This window comes from Pseudomonas serboccidentalis, assembly GCF_028830055.1.
Classification (GTDB): Bacteria; Pseudomonadota; Gammaproteobacteria; order Pseudomonadales; family Pseudomonadaceae; genus Aquipseudomonas; species Aquipseudomonas serboccidentalis.
On the sequence record NZ_CP101655.1, the window covers coordinates 5,669,316 to 5,686,976 of the forward strand.

Sequence of the window (17,661 nt, forward strand, 5' to 3'; positions counted from 1 at the left end):
ACCATGATCGGCGGCGGTGGCTTCGATACTTACTACGTCGATAACGTCGGTGATGTGGTGATCGAAACCGACGCGACCCCAAGTGCGACCGACCGGGTGTTCGCATCCATCGACTACACCCTGACTGCCAATGTCGAAAATCTGCTCCTGACTGGCAGCGCCAACCTCACAGGCACAGGCAACGATAGCAACAACCGCCTGGTGGGCAACGATGGCGCGAACATCCTCGACGGCGGCCTGGGGAACGACACATTGATCGGCGGCCTGGGCACCGACTCTCTGACGGGCGGAAGTGGCGCGGACCGGTTCGTGTTCAATGACTGGAACGAGTCCGGAATCGGTAACCTGCGCGACGTCATCACCGACTTCAACAGCGCGCAAGGCGACAAGATCGATCTGACGAAGTTTGATGCCAATCTGTTGAGCGAAGGCATCAACGGTTTCAACTTCATCGGTGCAAATGACTTCACCGGTGCAGGTCAAATTCGCTTCGTTGACCACGTACTCTCGGGTAACGTCAGCGGGAATTCCGGTGCCGACTTTGAAATCCAGTTGGTGGGTGTGAACAGCTTCAGCGCCAACGACTTGGTGGCCTGATACAGCACGACACCCGATCTGCTTGCGGATCGGGTGCAAACCAAAACGCCCTGATTGATTCAGGGCGTTTTGGTTTGTGTGAGTGTCACATCAAAACTACGTCAGAACCCCCAGGGCTTTCGCCCTCGCCACTGCTTGCGTCCGCCGCTCAACGCCCAGTTTGCTGTTGATATGACTGGCGTGGGTTTTCACGGTATGCAACGAAATGAACAACTGCTCGCTGATTTCCTGATTCGAGCACCCCTGAGCGATCAGATGCAGAACCGCCAGCTCTCGAGTACTGAGTTGTTCCGTTGACCCGGGTTCCATAATGGTCCGGGTGACCGGTTGCGGAAAATGCGCGAGCAGTTGCTGGCTGACAGCTGTCGAAGCGATCGATACCAATTGCCCGCGTAACCAGTCGCCATGCTCTTTCACCAGTAAATCGAACGGCTGCACCACGCCACCGCCAGCCGCCTCCAGCGCATGGCTCAGTGCTTTTCTGGCCTCCGGCTCACGTCCGCCCGCCAGCATCAGCGCCACTGTCTGCGTCAACGCCATCACACTGAGCAACTGCCGGCCGGTTTGCTGGCCGTTTTCATGCAATGCGTTCAAACGCCCTTCGGCGAGCATGGCGTTCCCTTGAATCGTGTCAAGCAACGCCTGTTGCAGTTCAACATGCAAAGGCAGTTGTGGATGAAACTCTGGCGGCGCGGCAGCACGCTCGCCCGTGTAAGTCTGTCCAAGACGCGCCAGCCACGCCTCGGCCAGATCGGTACGGCCCTGCGCCAGCCACAGTTCGCATTTGACCAGGGTGATCATCGCCAGATAGTAGATCGGTGGCACATCCCAGATGTGCATCAGGCGCTCGGCTTCGGCGAGCTCGGCAAAGGCCTTGGCAAACTCGCCGGCGCTGCCGTCCAGACGGGCGATCACGCAGTGGCCGATCAACACACTGATATCGCGGCAGGCCCGCGCCTCGCTCAGACCACTCAGCAATCGAGCCCGGGCCTGCTGTGGCTGCAAGCGCATCGACAGCAGAAAACCTTCATACAACGTCAGCCGCGCACGCACCGCGTACAGACGTTGCGCCGACAGCCCGCGCAGACGCTCAAGGCCTTGGTGGACCTCATCCAGTGCGCGCAGAATCTCGCCACGGGCCTGTAATACCCGCGCCCGGTCATAATGCGCCAGGGCCTCGAACAACGGGTTGCCGACCCGCTGCGCCAGCTCGAGGGATTCGCGATTCAAGCCCCTGGCCCGCCACAGGTCACCGTCGGCAATCGCCAGATTGGATAACGTAGACAGGCACATCAGGCGTTGCCCGTAACGCTTGACCGGCAGGCTGTCCAGCGCCTCGCTGCAATAGCGTTGGGTCAGCTCACGATGCCCGCGCCCACGGGCAATGATGCCGCTGAGCGCCAGCCACTGCGCGAGCATCGACTTCTGCGCAGAGGCCGAGGGCGCCGGCAGAAACCGGCTCAGATGACTCGACAACTCTTCGGCAGCATCGAGCTGACAGGCCAGCCCCAGCGCCCAGCTGTACAGCACGATCAAGCGTGGCGTGCTGATCAGAAGGCTGTCGGGCAAGTCCATTTTCCAGCGCAGCAGCATGCCGACGTTCTGCTCGGCGAGTAGTTGTTCCTCGGACAGGTTCTGCACCAGATTGGCCGCGACATCCAGATGACCGGCGCGCAAGGCCTGCTCCACCGCTTCATCCAGCAAGCCTTGGGCATTGAACCAGCGGCAGGCGCGCAGATGTAACGTCGCCGCCGGCACCAGGGTCTGGGCGAGGGGTCGGCTGCGCAGCAGATCGGAAAACAGATGGTGGTAGCGGTACCAGTGGCCGTGTTCGTCCAGCGGCACCAGGAACACTTGATGCGCCAACAGAAACCGCAGGATTTCAGCGCTGTCGTGGGCTTCGCGCACCGCATCGCACAGCTCGCTGCAAAAGCGCTCTTGAGGGGCGGTGTCGTAGAGAAACGCCTGCACCTCGGCCGGCAGACAATCGATGACTTCTTCCAGCAGGTAATCGCGGATCAGCCCCTCCCCGCCGTTCAGCGCAGGTGGCAACGCCGCCTCGCTGCCGGCTTCGGAGACCGCCAGCAACCAGAAACGCAACCCGGCCACCCAGCCTTCACTGCGCTGGATCAGGTTTTCCAGAGCCTCGCCACGCAAGGAACTGCTGTGCCGGTCGAGCAGCGTCAGGGCTTCATCGTGGGTCAGGCGCAGATCCTGTTCATGCAGTTCGAGCAACTGGCGCGACAGGCGCAAACGCGCCAGATGCCAATCCGGACGCTGACGGCTGGTGACCATGACCAGCAAGCCGTCGGGCAGGTGATTGAGGAAAAATTGCAGGCAGCGGTCGAGCACCGGCCCTTGGGCGAGATGGTAATCGTCGAGCACCAGCAACAGCGGCGCGGTCGGTTGCAGTTGCAGCGCCAGTTCATCGAGCAAGCCGTCGAGCCACTCTTCAAAGGCGAACGGCTGGTGGCGCTGGCGCATCTTCAACAGGCCGAGCGCGCGGCTGCCCAGGTCCGGAAAGTAATCCTGCAAGCCTTCCAGCAATCGCTCGAGAAACCGCCCCGGATCGTTGTCCCGCGGGCTGAGGCCCAGCCAGAGGCTTTGCCAGTGCGCCGGCAGGCTTTGGCAGAACTCCACCGCCAGCGAGCTCTTGCCGAAACCTGCCGGGGCGCAGACCAGCAACAGACGTCCACCGAGCCCGGCGCTCAGGCGTTCACACAGACGCGGTCGCAATACGTAACCATCGGGCAACGGCGGGCGAAAAAAACGCCCGTCCAGTGTCGCAATGGTGACGCTTGCAGGACCCGGTAGCGGGGACAGATCAGTCATGGCCGGCTCTTGTTTGAATGGCGGTTGGCGGCGTAGCGGATGTCCGCAGACTAGCGGTAAACGTAGAGGGTTTGAAGGTTATTGCTACAAATGGCTACAAAAAGACTACAGGCCAGCAGGCGCACCCCTGCAGAAGCTGCCGAAGGCTGCGATCTTTCAGGATCAAAAGATCGCCGCCTGCGACAGCGCCTACACAAAATCGAAACGCAAAAAAAACGCCCCGAACCAGTCGGGGCGTTTTTTCGAGGATGCGGCCTCGGGTCAAAGCTTAGCGGATACCGTCCTGGCCCAGGTTGCCCGGCTGGAATTCGCTCTTGGTGGCAGAGAAGCCGAAGTCATACGCCGATTTCTCTTCGTTCTTCATGCCCAGCGCCAGGTAGCGGCCCGATTGCAGGTCGTACAGGGCCTCCAGCGCGTACCATGGCACTTGCTTGTCGTAGTAGTCCTCGGCATGCGCCTCGGCAACGCGCCACAGCTGACCGCGACCGTCGTAATGATCGATGACCGCTGCCTGCCAGGTGTCTTCGTCGATGTAGAAGTCACGTTTGGCGTAGATGTGGCGCTGACCTTCCTTCAGAGTTGCCACCACATGCCAGACGCGGCGCAGCTCGTAACGGGTCAAGTCCTGGTTGATGTGACCGGCCTTGATGATGTCGGCGTACTTGAGGGTCGGCGAATCGATCTTGTAGCTGTTGGAGGCGATGTACATCTCTTTCTTGCCTTCGAGCTTCCAGTCGTAACGATCCGGTGCACCGTTGTACATGTCCAGGTTGTCGGAGGTCCGCAGACCGTCCGCGGCAGTGCCCGGACCGTCATAGGACACTTGCGGTGCCTGACGTACGCGGCGCTGCCCGGTGGCGTAGACCCACGCCTTGCGCGGTTCCTTCACCTGGTCGAGGGTTTCGTGCACCAGCAGCACGGTACCGGCCAGACGTGCCGGCGCGGTCACTTTTTGCTTGAAGTAGAACAGGATGTTGCCCGGATTGGCCGGATCGTAGTCCTTCATCTTGTCGCGGAACACGAACTGGTCCTGGAAATACACCAGGCTGAACGAGCCGTTGGTTTGTGGCGTCGCCTGGGTCACCAGACGGGTCACGCTGCCACCGCGATAACGGGTGATGTGGTTCCAGATCACTTCCAGGCCGCTTTTCGGAATCGGGAACGGCACGGCGGTGTCGAAGTTTTCCAGACCGTTGCCACCGGCCACCAGATTGGTGGTGGTGGCGTTTTTCTTGATGGCGGCGAACACGGCATCCGGCACGGTCGAGCCGCGATGGGACGGGTAGACCGGCATCTTGAAGGTCTCCGGGTAGCGCTTGAACATCGCGTACTGACCCGGCGCAAGCTTGTCCTTGTACTGGTCGACGTTCTGCGCGGTGATGGTGAACAGCGGCTTTTCACTGCCGAACGGATCGGACAGGAAGCCCTTGCTGTCGACCGTGCCGGCATTTTTCGGCAGCGGTTTCCAGGCCGGGATCGAACCGTCGGCGTTGCCGGCCATTTCAGCGCCCATCGGGGTCAGGCTCTTGCCCAGCTTGTCGGCTTCGGCAGCTGGAACGGCCGCCATGACGCTGGTCGCCAGCAACGACAATCCCAGAACACCGGCGTGGAACAGACTCTTTGTTATTTTCATATGTATGTTCGTCCTGAAAAAACTCTGCTTAGAAGTTCACGCCAACACTGAGGGCAACGAAGTCACGATCATCCACGGTCGTGTAATCGCCACCAAAGAAGTTGGTGTAGGCCACACTCGCCGTGTAGGTGTTCTGGTATTCGGCATCCAGCCCGAGGCTGATGGCCTTGCGACCTTCCTCGAAGTTGCCGCCTGGGCCTGGCGAGTAACCTTTCACGTCATGCGACCAGGCCACGTTCGGCTTGAGGTTCACACCGGCAAACACATCGCTGTAATCCCAGATCGCGCGAGCGCGATAGCCCCACGAGGTAGAGGTGGTGAAACCGTCGTTGTTGCAGTTGCTGGAAACGTTATCGCGCGAAGCACCCGGACCGGCACCGTTGATGGTCGAGGTGTTGAGGATCTGCGAGCAGGTGTTGAGGCCACCGGTCGCCGGCAATTCACCCGGCCCGAACACCGGGTCGCGGCCGTAGCGCGCTTCGGACTTGCTCTCCAGACCACCGACGTGAGTCACGCCGACCTCACCCACCAGGGTCAGACGGTTGGCGCCCATCACCTGATCGAAGAAGTGCGTCAGGGTGGTTTGCAGTTGAGTGATCTCTTTACGGTTGTAACCGTGCAGGTCCTGGCCCGGTACACCGTTGAGGACCGACGCATTGGTCAACGCGCCACCGATCGGACGCACGCCGGCGAACAGGATGTCGGTGGAGTTCAACTGCACCGGCGCATTCGGCCGGTAGCTGACCTCACCGCTCCACGCCGTACCGGTAGGCAGGGTGGTGGAGAAACTCAGACCGTAGAGGCGAATGTCTTCAGGGTATTCGATGAAGTATTGCGAGTTGCCCGCGACCACCAGTGGCCCCAGCGCCCGGAACGGGCCAGGCAATGCTGCCACGCCGTTATAGATCGACTGTGGCGCACCGGTGGCGCTGAAGATCGGCGCACGGCTGTGGTAGTTCATGAAGTAGGCACCGAACTCGGTGGCCAGCGGGTCGAACATGTACTTGGCGGAAACGCCCCACTGCCCGCTGTCTCGCGCGTTGCGGTTAGGCGCACGACGTACCAGCACACCCTCGTCGTTGACGTCGACGCCGGCGTTGGCCAAAGGACCGAGCGCAATGCCCGGAATGGTCGAACGCTTGTTCAGTACCCGCAGGTTGTCGTCGCAACCGGTGGTCACGATGTCCGGCTGCGAGAAGAACGTGCCGCAGTTGTCGGTCACGGTCTTCTGCCAGTCGATCTGATAGAAACCTTCGGCCGAGAGGTTTTCGGTGATGCTCTGCGACACGTAGAACATGTTGACCGGGATCAGACCTTCCTTGATCTCGGCACCCGGACGGCGGAACGCGGAAACGTCGATCGGGTTGATCGAGTTGATGCCGCCACCGATGAAAGTACTTTCACCCCAGTTCACCACCTGCTTGCCCAGACGCACCGAACCCGGCTCATCGGCAATCGAGTAGTTGTGGTAAACGAAGGCGTCGAGGATCTGCCCACCCGAAGAACGCGCCGCGACATCGCGGTTGTGGTTGCTGACGTCCTTGTATTCCAGATCCTGGTTCTGCAGCGCGAAGTCGTACCAGTATTTGCCCCGGACGAAGACCCCGGTGTCGCCGTATTTCAGTTCGAGATCATGGATGCCCTTGAAGATCTTCGAGAAGGCTTGCCCGCTCTTGAAGTTCAGGTGGCCGTTATCGGAGGTCTGGGACAGGCCCTTGCCGCCGTTGTTGACACCAATAAGATCCTTGTTCGGCTGCTGAGTCGAAATACTCATGCCCAGGGAGAGCGAGGAATCGAACTGACCTTCGATCTCACCGACGTTGAAACTGACGCCGAATGCGGGCCCGGCGAGCGTAGAGGCAAGACTGACGGCCAGAGGCAGTTTAGCCCGGCGCCAGAACTGGTTTACTGAGGTCATCGACGCTACTCCATGTGCATTATTGTTATGGCAGTGAGTACTTTTAAAAACGTCTGGAAGACCGGGAGCCAGTAGCCGCCCGACGTCACTCCAAAGTTGCATCGCCCCTGTTCGTGCGTGTGCCGCGTTTTTAAAAATCCTTGAGCGGACTATAGCCAGCAGGTGGTACTGCTTGATCCCTCTAAAGTGTGATTTGCAGCTGCCGGCCACTCTGGAACAGTCCTTTCGCCAGTCCGACACATGTCGGCACCGCAAGGATGGCTGATTTTTTCGATTTCACAAGCCAAGCGCTTGCTTGGGGGGTCTGGCGCGCCGGTTTCGGCGCGCCAGCAGGCACTCAAAGTGTCGAGAGGAAGGTGCTGTTGTTGGCCTGCCATTCGGTGATGTCGAGGCGGATGCGCTTCTTGTCGAGTTTGCCGACACTGGTCTTGGGAATTTCCGTAACAAGGGCGATCTGGCTCGGAATCGCCCACTTGCTCAGGTGCCCCAACTCCACGAATGGCTTGAGGTGTTCCTTGAGCTCACGCGCACCGATCTCGTGCCCTTCGCGGATCACCAGCAGCGCAAACGGCCGCTCGCCCCACTGCGGATCGGCGATGCCGACCACTGCTACTTCACGTACCGCCGCGTGACGACTGATCAGGTCTTCAAGGTCCAGAGAGGAGATCCATTCGCCACCGGTCTTGATCACGTCCTTGATCCGGTCGCGGATGTCAATCACGCCCATGCTGTCGAGCGTTGCCACATCGCCGGTGTGCAGCCAGCCGCCGGCCCACAGCTCGGCGCCCTTCTGCGGTTCATTGAAATAGCCTTCGGTGAGCCATGGCGCACGCAACACCAGTTCGCCCTGGGTTTCGCCGTCGGCGGGCAGAAAGTTGCCTTCGGCGTCGACGATCGCGGCCTCCACCAGCGGCCCCGGTACACCTGCCTTGATCCGGTAAGTGGTGCGCTCGTCTTCGGTGCCGGCCATCAGTTCGTCGTTCAGATGCGCACACGAGACCAGTGGCCCGGTCTCCGACATGCCGTACGCCGCCGTCAGCTGAATGCCCCGGGCCTTGGCGGTTTCATACAGCGTGCGGTTGAGCGCACTGCCGCCGATGACAATTTTCCAGCCGCCGAAATCGGTGCCCTGCGCGCCTTTGGCGTTGAGCAGCATTTGCAGGATGGTCGGCACGCAGTGGGAGAACGTGACCTTCTCCTTGCGCCACAGCTCGACGAGGAATTCCGGGTCGTAACGTCCCGGATAAACCTGCTTGAGCCCGAGCATGGTCGCCACGTACGGCAAACCCCAGGCGTGCACGTGGAACATCGGGGTGATCGGCATGTACACGTCGTTGGTGCCGAGCAGGCGCACGCTGTCGATCGCGCCCATGATGGTCGACACGCCCATGGTGTGCAGCACCAGTTGCCGATGGGTGAAGTACACGCCCTTCGGGTTGCCGGTGGTGCCCGTGGTGTAGAACGTGGTGGCGACCGAGTTTTCGTCGAAGTCCTGGAAGTCGTACTGCGCACTCGCGGCGGCCAGCAATTGCTCGTACTCGCCAACCAGGTTCGGCAGCTCGGCAGTCTTCTCCGGCAGATCGGTCAGCAGCAGGGTTTTCTCCACCGTGGTCAGGTGCGGCGCGATGGCCTGGTACAACCCGACGAACTCGCTGTTGACCAGCACGAAGCGATCCTCGGCGTGGTTCATGGTGTAGAGGATCTGCTCCGGCGACAGGCGTACGTTGATGGTGTGGATCACCGCGCCGATCATCGGAATGGCGAACATGCATTCCAGGTAGCGATGGCTGTCCCAGTCCATCACTGCCACGGTGTCCCCCGCCTTCACCCCGGCCGCCGTCAACACGTTGGCCAGCCGTGCCACCCGCTCGATCAGGGTCGGATAGCTGTAGCGCAACTGGTCTCGGTAGATGATCTCGCGGGTTTTCTCGTAACGGGCGCCGGACATCAGCAGCCGTTTGATCAGCAATGGATACTGGTAGGCCCCATCGGCCGGGGGAATGACGCGAGTCTGCAACATATGAATCCCTTTTCTGGCTGCACGGTGTTGGCGTAGAGAGCATTACTCTAGAGCCGTTATACCCCAGCCAAATCAGCCAAAGGAATGATTTGCAGAGCCGTACAAATACTAGCTTTGCGCCAGCATTTGCCGGTATTCAGCGCCGATCAGGCCGTTTGCCCTACAGCCGCTTCGGAAGGTGTGCGTGGGAAAACCACGGCAGCGAGGAAGGTCAACGCACCAAAACCCGCCAGAATCAAGTAAAGCCCGACAAAACCATGGCGCGGTTCGACATAGGCAATCAGCGGAATCGCTGTCGCACTGGCGCCGAACGACAGGCAGTAACGCAGGGCGAATACCCGTGACTGCCACTGCGGCGCAACGAAATTGGCGACCATCGAGTCGTTCACTGTCACCTGACCGAACACCACGAACATGAACGCCGCACCGAGCACGATCACCGCCCAGCCATCGACATACGCCATGGCGTACAACAGCGGCGCCTGAAACAGCGTCAACACGATAAACGGCCATTTCAGGCTGACTCGGTGCAACACCTGGCCGATGCTCAACTGCGCCACCGCACCGAAGGCGTATGCCAGGCTGACCACCACGCCTAGGGTTTGCGGCGAGGCGAACACATCATGCAGACGTTCCTGAAACAGCTTCGGGTAAGTCATGGTCGTGGCGTTGAACACCACGCCACCCGTGGCCGTCGCCAGCGCCAGCACCGTGAACACCATGACCATCGAAATGCGCCGCCCGGCAGCGCCCTTCAGTGCGGTGTGTGGACGCTGCGGGATCGGTTCTTCACGTACCTGCAAGGCAAAGCCGATCCCCAACACGATCGCCACCACCCCCGGTAACACAAAGGCCGAACGCCAGCCGAATTGCGCCACCAGCAACCCGGTGATCAGCGCCGAAAACGCCACGCCGAGGTTGCCCCACATGCCATTGATACCAATCTCCCGCCCGCGATTCTGCGCGTAGGCCACCAGCATCGCGGTGCCCACCGGGTGATAGATCGCGGCGAAAATGCCGATCAGGGTCAGCCCGACCACCAGCATCGTCGGGCTGGTGCTCAGCCCGGTGAAGATCGCCGAAACGCCAATACCGAAGAAAAATACCAGCATCATCTGCCGCCGGCTCCAGTGATCACCCAGCCAGCCGGCCGGTAGCGAACACGCGCCAAAGGCAATGAAGCCGCCCAGCGACAGGCCGATCAGCGCGGCATAGTCGAGGCCGAAGGCCTGGGTCATGCCGAGCACGGCGGCGGGAAAAATCAGCATGAACATGTGATCGATCACATGGGCAGCGTTGACGTAGCGTATGACGTTTCGAGATTGATTCATGGCGGCACGCTTGTGTTTGTTATGGGCGGAAGGTTGTCAGCGGCTTTATGCTAAGTTGGCGAAAAAGCGCATACCTGCCAACCAAGTCATCAGATCCGACATGTTGATCAGCCATTTCGAACACGGCCCGGTGAGTGCCTACCCCCGGGATTATCTGGACGGCGCGCACCAGCCGCTGCACCTGCACCGCGAGGCGCAGTTGCTGTATGCCGTCAGAGGGATCATGCGGGTGGTCACCGACCTCGGTGCCTGGGTGATTCCGCCGAGTCGTGCGGTGTGGATTCCGCCGCAAGTCGCACACGAGATTTTCATGTCCGGCGACGTGCAGATGCGTTCGCTGTTCATCGCCCCCGAACTGTCCCCGGCGAGCCTGCAACAGTGCTGCGTGCTGGCGGTGACGCCGCTGCTGCGCGAGTTGATCCTGCGCGCCGTGCAGGGCCCGCCGCATGCGGACAATCCGCTGATCCAGCAATTGATGCTGGAAGAACTCGCCAGCCTGGAAAACCTGCCGCTGCACATTCCGATGCCCACTGACCGACGCCTGCAGAACATCTGTCTGGCGTTGCTGCACACACCGGATCACCCCAACACCCTGGAAGACTGGGCGCAGCAGGTCGGCGCCAGCTCACGTACCCTGGCGCGGCTGTTCCAGCGACAACTGAAGATGAGTTTCAACGCCTGGCGCCAGCAACTGCGCCTGATGGAAGCCCTGCCGCGCCTGCTCGCCGGGGACAGCGTGCAGAGCGTGGCGCGGGACTTGGGTTACGGCAGCGCGCGGGCGTTCAGCGCGATGTTTCGCCGTTTGCTCGGGGACAATCCCCGGGATTATCTGCATACCCTGAGCAAGCTGAGCGAACTCGTGTAGGAGCTGTCGAGTGAAACGAGGCTGCGATCTTTTAATCCTCAAAGACAAGATCAAAAGATCGCAGCCTGCGGCAGCTCCTACAAGTGAGTGTTGGTCAATGCATCTCGGTGAACGCGAGTTTCACACCGATGGCGACCAGCACCGCGCCCATGGTGCGGTCGAACCAGTGGCCCATGCGGGCGAAACCGGCGCGCACGCGTTGCTGGCTGAACAGCATCGCCACCAGGCAAAACCAGATCGCTGTCGCAACAGCGAGGTAAACCCCATACCCGGCCTGCACCGCCAGCGGGGTGTGCGGGTTGATCACCACGGTGAACAGCGAGAGGAAGAACAGCGTGGCTTTCGGGTTCAGACCATTGGTGACGAAGCCCGAAGTGAAGGCACCGCGCGCGGTACGCACACCGGTTTCCTTGTGCAGATCGTCAGTGACGGTTTTCGCCGGTTGCGCGCGCAAGGCCTTGAAGCCGATGTACAGCAGGTAAGCCGCGGCGGCCCATTTCAAGGCGTTGAACAGCACGATCGATTGCGACACGATCAGGCCGATACCCAGCAGCGAATAACCCACGTGCAGAAAAATCGCCGAGCCCACGCCCAGTGCCGTCCAGGTGCCGGCGCGGCGACCATGGGTCACGCTCTCGCGCACCACCACGGCAAAGTCCGGGCCGGGGCTGGCCACGGCCAACAGATGGATCAGTGCAACGGTCAAGAACTCGGTCCAGTACATGGGGGCTCCTTTGGGGCGGCTTGGTCAAGAAATCTGTAGGAAACACAGTCCTGTGGTGAGGGGGCTTGCCCCCGTTCGGCTGCGCAGCAGTCGTAAGTTCAGCCGGTTTCAGGGCCGCTTCGCGACCCGACGGGGGCAAGCCCTCTCACCACAGGAGATGCCAGCAGGCATTAGGCATGAGACTTCAGCGCTCTGCGTAACCAATTGTTTCATCTGGTAGGCTCGGCAGATTACGCCTTCCGTTCACCGCACAAAAGGTACAGTTGATGAGCAACCCGCGCCGCGCCGTATTCCTCGATCACCCGTCTCTGGATCTTGGCGATCTCGACCTCAGCCCGTTGCGTGCCTGCTTCAGTGATCTGCAACTGTTCGCCCAGACCTTGCCCGAACAAGTCAGCGAACGCCTGCACGGTGCCACCGTGGCGATCACCAACAAGATCCGCATTGACGCCGCCGCGATGGCCGCCAACCCTGATCTGAAGCTGATCCTGATCACCGCCACCGGCACCAATAACGTCGACCTGGAAGCGGCTCGCACCCACGGTATCACCGTGTGCAACTGTCAGGGTTACGGCACACCGTCGGTGGCGCAGCACACGATCATGTTGCTGCTCAACCTCGCCACCCGCCTCGCGGATTATCAGAAAGCCGTCGGCGAAGGTCGCTGGCAGCAAGCGCAACAGTTCTGCCTGCTGGACTACCCGATCGTCGAACTGGAAGGCAAAACCCTTGGCCTGCTCGGTCATGGCGAACTCGGTGGCGCGGTCGCGCGGCTGGCCGAAGCGTTTGGCATGCGCGTGCTGCTCGGGCAGATTCCCGGCCGCCCCGCCCGCCCGGATCGTCTGCCGCTGAACGAATTGCTCCCGCAGATCGACGCCCTGACCCTGCACTGCCCGCTGAACGAACATACCCGCCATTTCATCGGCGCCCGCGAACTGGCGGCGATGAAGCCCGGCGCATTTGTAGTCAACACGGCCCGTGGCGGTTTGATCGACGAACAAGCCCTGGCTGACGCATTGCGCAATGGCCATCTCGGCGGCGCGGCCACCGATGTGCTCAGCGTCGAACCACCGGTCAATGGCAATCCATTGCTGGCCGCCGACATTCCGCGACTGATCGTCACCCCGCACAACGCCTGGGGCAGTCGCGAGGCGCGGCAGCGTATCGTTGGCCAATTGACCGAAAACGCGCAGGCGTTCTTCAGCGGTAAAGCGCTGCGGGTCGTCAGTTGATAAACTGCGGCACTTTTTTCCAAGGAGCAGTTATGGATCCGCGCAGTGAAGTACTGCTTCGTCAGGCCGAGTTATTCCAGGGTTCGCTGTTGTTGGCCGGGTTGCCCGCCGACGATTTGCTCGGGCGCCTGCCCAATGCCTTCGGCTGGTGCTGGCACGCCGGCGATCAGGCCGCACTCGATGCGCGCTTCGAAGGTCGCAGCCATTTCGGCGTGAACGTGCCGGAGCGTGAGTTCGACAGCGCCGTGGTGTTTTTGCCCAAGTCCAAGGACTTGACCGACTACATCCTCAACGCCGTGGCTGCGCGTTTACCGGGGCGTGAGGTGTTTCTGGTCGGGGAAAAGCGCAGCGGTATCGAGGGCGCATCGAAACAGCTCAACCCGTTCGGCAAGCCACGCAAACTCGACAGCGCACGCCATTGCCAGCTGTGGCAGGTCACCGTGGCCAATGCGCCTGAAGCCAAATCGCTGGAAAGCCTGGCGCAGACTTATGAGCTGCCACTGGCCGAAGGCCCGTTGAAAGTCATCAGCCTGCCGGGCGTGTTCAGCCACGGTCGGCTGGATCGCGGCAGCGCCCTGCTGCTGGAGCATCTGGACAAACTGCCAAGCGGTCATCTGCTCGATTTCGGTTGTGGCGCCGGGGTCCTGGGCGCGGCGGTCAAGCGTCGTTATCCGCACAATCAGGTAACCCTGCTCGACGTCGATGCCTTCGCCGCCGCCAGCAGTCGCCTGACATTGGCGGCCAACGGTCTGGAAGCCGAGGTGCTGACCGGTGACGGCATCGATGCCGCGCCGATGGGTTTGAACGCGATTCTGAGCAACCCGCCGTTCCATGTCGGGGTCCACACCGATTATTTCGCCACCGAGAACTTGCTGCGAAAAGCGGCCAAACATCTGAAAAACGGCGGCGAACTGCGGCTGGTGGCGAACAGTTTCCTGAAGTACCAGCCGCTGATCGAGGAGCATCTGGGCGTGTGTGCGATCAAGGCCGAAGGCAATGGCTTCCGGATCTATCGGGCCAAGCGCGGCTGAAAATTAGCACTTGCCGAATGGATTCTGCCTAGGCAGAATCCGCTCCGTCCTAGGGGAGTAGTCTCCCACGAGCGCCAAGCTCGTCCGGCATACGTCAACATACTTGATCCTCAGATCATGGCGTATGCGACCCAAGCGTCCGCACCAGACGGATCGCAGGGTTTGACAAGACCTATGACACGCACACCTACCCGGGGCGGGAAGGCTGTACGTGTCATAGCCGTGTCGACCCGCCCCTTAGGAAAATCCTGATGCTGGACTCGTTACTCGTTCCCACCGCAATCGTTGCCTTGGCCGAAATCGGCGACAAGACGCAACTGCTCGCGCTGATTCTCGCCGCTCGCTTTCGCAAACCCTGGCCGATCATCGCCGGTATCGTCGCCGCGACCCTGGCCAACCACGCGGCAGCCGGTGCGGTAGGCGCCTGGTTCGGCAGCTTCTTCTCCGATTCGGTGCTGCACTGGATTCTCGCCGCGAGCTTCACCGCCACCGCACTGTGGACGTTGGTCCCGGACAAAATGGACGACGATGAAGCCAGTACCGCACGCAAATTCGGCCCCTTCCTGACCACGCTGATCGCGTTCTTCCTCGCGGAAATCGGTGACAAGACGCAGATCGCCACCGTGATGCTGGCGGCGCAATACCCTGAGCTGTGGCTGGTGATTATCGGCACCACCCTGGGCATGTTGATTGCCAACGTGCCGGTGGTACTGGCGGGTAATTTTGCCGCGGAGAAATTGCCACTGACCTTGATCCGTCGCCTGGCGGCTTCGGCGTTCTTCATTCTGGCGATCGTTGCGGTGTACAAGGCGATGCAGAGCAGTGGCTGGATTTAAACCCTTTTTCTGATCTGGCACAGGCCTGTGGCGAGGGAGCTTGCTCCCGTTGGGCTGCGAAGCGGCCCTGAACCCTGCAAACGCGGTTTTACAGTTTCACCGCATTGGCCGGGTTTACGACTGCTGCGCAGCCGAGCGGGAGCAAGCTCCCTCGCCACAATGGCCCCGTCAATCTCAGGATTTCGGGGCCTGTTCGTACAGCGGCATGACCTTCGGAATCGCCGCCTGCAACGAGGCGATCCGGCTGGACGAGGCCGGGTGGGTGCTCATGAATTCCGGCGGTGCGCCTTCCGAAACCTTGCTCATCTTGTTCCACAAGGTGATCGCCGCATTCGGGTTGTACCCGGCGCGGGCGGCCAGTTCGAGGCCGATCAGGTCGGCTTCGTTTTCGTTGGCGCGACTGTTGGGCAAGGTCATGCCGTAGTTGGCGACGGTGTCGGCCAGCGCCAGGCTGTCCTGACCCAGACCCAACAACGCGCCAGCACCCTGCTTGGCCATCTCGATCCCGTAGGCCTTGGACATCGCTTCACGACCGTGCTCGCGCAGGGCGTGGGCGATTTCATGGCCCATGACCGCGGCGATTTCATCGTCGGTCAGCTTCAGGCTGTCGATCAGCCCGGTGTAGAAAATGATCTTGCCGCCAGGGCCGCAGTTGGCGTTGAGCTCATCGCTCTTGATCAGGTTGACCTCCCACTGCCATTGCGCCGCATCGGGACGGAAGTTCGGTGCCTGGGCGATCAGCCGGTTGGCAATCGCCTGAACCCGCCTGGCCTCCGGGCTGGTCTTGTCCAGCACACCTTTGCTCGACGCTTCGCCAACGGTCTTCTGATAGGACTGGGCATACATCTGGTCGACCTCTTGCGAGGACAGCATGCTGAACATGTACTGCTTGCGCTCCACCCCCACGGCTCCGCCGCTGGTGGTGTTGACCGACTGACAACCGGCCAGCAACAGCGCTGCGCTCAGTGCACTTACAACCAATGTCTTGTTCATTCAAAAGCTCCCTGAAAACATGCCGCGTATCCTAGGCGGGTAATTGTATCGACGCCAGATACAACAGACGTGTTGCACCGTCTTTCGGACGTTTCCCACCCCTGCTGTCGTAAAAAATTCACTGAGCCCGGCAAGCCTGCTGTCACTGCGTCGCGCACCGATCCATTTGCGACATCCCCCGCCCTTTGTTCCGCTCAACGCTCATGGCGCAATGCCTGCTGCCGATACAACAGCGCAGACGTCCTCTTGCGTGCGGAGCTCCCATGAAGTTCAAGTCGATCCAGTTTTCCGTCGCCGCCCTGGCCGGCGCCATCGTCCTCAGCGTGGTCGCTGCGCTGGTGCTGTATGCGCTGTTTTCCGGCGCCCGTACGCAAGAGATGGTGCAACAGCGCACTCAGGCGCAGTTCGAGCAGGTCATCGAACAACGCCTGACTTCGCTGGCGCAGACCCAGGTCAGCCAGATCCAGCGCGAACTCGAAGCGCCGCTGCTGATTGCCGGCGGCCTGGTGCGGGTCAACGCCTTGCTCGGTACACCGGACGCCGATGGTCAGCCGAAACTGACCGTCAGCCGCGAGCAACTGATCAATCTGATCAAGGAAAACGTCGAGAAGAACCCGAAGATTCTCGGCACTTACATCGGTTGGGAAAAAAACGCCCTTGATCACAACGACGCCGCCTACGTCGGCACCCGCGTGGTCGGCATCGACGCGACCAACGGGCGCTTCCTGCCATGGTGGTTCCGCAATGACGACGGCACCCTGGGCCTGGACAAACTGGTGGACGTCGACGACCAGAAAGTCCTGTCCACCGGCGTGCGCGCCAGCGAGTACTACCTGTGCTCGAAAGAGAGCAAAAAAGCCTGCGTGATCGATCCGGCACCGTACAAGGTCGGCGACAAATTCGTCATGCTCGCCTCCTTTATTGAACCGATCATGCTCAACGGCGCGTTCCAAGGCATCGTCGGCGCTGACCTGTCGGTGAACTTCATCCAGGAAATGCTCCTCGCTGCCAACCAGAAGCTTTACAGCGGCGCCGGGCAAATGGCCCTGATCGGCGGCAATGGCCGGATCGTTGCCTACACCAAGGACCCGAGCAAATTCGGTGAGAAGGTCAGCGACATACTCGACGCCGAGCAGATCGCCAACCTGACCAATCTCAAGCGCGGCGAAGTCACTTATTCCGTCAACAAGGACAAGGGCCGCATTGAGTTGTACCTGCCGTTCGGCATCGGCCAGACCGATGCGCGCTGGACCTTGATGCTGCAACTGCCACTGAACGCGGTGATGGCGGATCTGCAGAAGCTGCAGGGTGACCTCGATGCCCAGCGCAAATCCGATACCTTCGGCATGGCCATGGTCGGCCTGATCATCGCCGGCGTCGGTCTGCTGGTGATCTGGCTGGTGGGCCACGGCATCGCACGTCCGCTCAAGCAGATGGTTGCCATGCTGGATGACATTGCCAAAGGTGAAGGCGATCTGACCCGCCGTTTGAGCAGTGATCGCAGCGATGAACTGGGCTCGATTGCCAAGGGCTTCAACACCTTCCTTGCCAAGTTGCAGGCAATGATCACGCAGGTGGTGACGTCGGTGCAGAGTGTCAGCGATTCCTCGGAACACACCGCCGACATCGCAATTCGTACCAACATCGGC

12 protein-coding genes, 1 pseudogene and 1 riboswitch are annotated in these 17,661 nt (G+C 60.9%); of the genes and pseudogenes, 6 read left to right on the plus strand and 7 right to left on the minus strand.

Going from position 1 to position 17,661, the window contains the following annotated elements:
- On the plus strand, nt 1-597 hold a 597-nt coding region (locus tag NN484_RS25815), incomplete at its 5' end, for a type I secretion C-terminal target domain-containing protein (protein ID WP_274658269.1).
- 96 nt (nt 598-693) lie between these two features.
- Here the strand turns inward: NN484_RS25815 and NN484_RS25820 are convergent.
- The 5 genes from NN484_RS25820 to NN484_RS25840 all read right to left on the minus strand — a co-directional run bounded on the left by NN484_RS25820 (nt 694) and on the right by NN484_RS25840 (nt 10,331).
- Nucleotides 694-3,429, minus strand: coding sequence for a winged helix-turn-helix domain-containing protein (locus NN484_RS25820; protein ID WP_274658270.1), 2,736 nt, complete (start codon nt 3,427-3,429; stop codon nt 694-696).
- Nucleotides 3,430-3,697: 268 nt separating this feature from the next.
- Nucleotides 3,698-5,062 (minus strand): DUF1329 domain-containing protein, encoded by a 1,365-nt coding sequence (locus tag NN484_RS25825; RefSeq protein ID WP_127652361.1) that lies wholly within the window; start codon nt 5,060-5,062, stop codon nt 3,698-3,700.
- Between the two features lie 28 nt (nt 5,063-5,090).
- On the minus strand, nt 5,091-6,980 hold the full coding sequence (locus tag NN484_RS25830; protein ID WP_127652362.1) for a DUF1302 domain-containing protein: 1,890 nt from the start codon (nt 6,978-6,980) through the stop codon (nt 5,091-5,093).
- Nucleotides 6,981-7,317: 337 nt separating this feature from the next.
- A complete protein-coding gene (locus NN484_RS25835; RefSeq protein WP_127652363.1) occupies nt 7,318-9,000 on the minus strand; it encodes a fatty acid--CoA ligase in 1,683 nt (560 codons plus the stop codon).
- A gap of 146 nt (nt 9,001-9,146) precedes the next feature.
- Nucleotides 9,147-10,331, minus strand: coding sequence for an MFS transporter (locus tag NN484_RS25840; protein WP_274658271.1), 1,185 nt, complete (start codon nt 10,329-10,331; stop codon nt 9,147-9,149).
- A 100-nt stretch (nt 10,332-10,431) separates the two neighbouring features.
- Here NN484_RS25840 and NN484_RS25845 point away from each other — a divergent pair, with 100 nt between their 5' ends.
- Complete coding sequence (locus NN484_RS25845; RefSeq protein WP_215502361.1) at nt 10,432-11,196, plus strand: AraC family transcriptional regulator; 765 nt, start codon at nt 10,432-10,434, stop codon at nt 11,194-11,196.
- 94 nt (nt 11,197-11,290) lie between these two features.
- On the opposite strand, the gene NN484_RS25850 is transcribed toward NN484_RS25845, so the two are convergent.
- Nucleotides 11,291-11,920, minus strand: coding sequence for a LysE family translocator (locus NN484_RS25850; protein WP_127652366.1), 630 nt, complete (start codon nt 11,918-11,920; stop codon nt 11,291-11,293).
- A 266-nt stretch (nt 11,921-12,186) separates the two neighbouring features.
- Between NN484_RS25850 and NN484_RS25855 the strand changes: the two genes are divergently transcribed.
- From NN484_RS25855 to NN484_RS25865, 3 genes are all read left to right on the plus strand, one after another.
- Nucleotides 12,187-13,152 carry a 2-hydroxyacid dehydrogenase gene (locus tag NN484_RS25855; RefSeq protein ID WP_274658272.1) on the plus strand — a complete coding sequence of 322 codons (966 nt, stop codon included), beginning with the start codon at nt 12,187-12,189 and terminating at the stop codon, nt 13,150-13,152.
- Nucleotides 13,153-13,184: 32 nt separating this feature from the next.
- Nucleotides 13,185-14,183 (plus strand): methyltransferase, encoded by a 999-nt coding sequence (locus NN484_RS25860; RefSeq protein ID WP_003228088.1) that lies wholly within the window; start codon nt 13,185-13,187, stop codon nt 14,181-14,183.
- Nucleotides 14,184-14,222: 39 nt separating this feature from the next.
- Nucleotides 14,223-14,347, plus strand: a riboswitch (yybP-ykoY riboswitch).
- Nucleotides 14,348-14,434: 87 nt separating this feature from the next.
- Nucleotides 14,435-15,019, plus strand: a complete 585-nt coding sequence (locus NN484_RS25865; RefSeq protein ID WP_134787312.1) for a TMEM165/GDT1 family protein — start codon at nt 14,435-14,437, stop codon at nt 15,017-15,019.
- Between the two features lie 174 nt (nt 15,020-15,193).
- On the opposite strand, the gene NN484_RS25870 is transcribed toward NN484_RS25865, so the two are convergent.
- On the minus strand, nt 15,194-16,012 hold the full coding sequence (locus NN484_RS25870; RefSeq protein ID WP_274658273.1) for a M48 family metallopeptidase: 819 nt from the start codon (nt 16,010-16,012) through the stop codon (nt 15,194-15,196).
- Between the two features lie 1,352 nt (nt 16,013-17,364).
- Between NN484_RS25870 and NN484_RS27435 the strand changes: the two are divergent.
- Nucleotides 17,365-17,562 (plus strand): annotated as a pseudogene (locus tag NN484_RS27435) (HAMP domain-containing protein); the annotation flags it as partial.
- Nucleotides 17,563-17,661 lie beyond the last annotated feature (99 nt).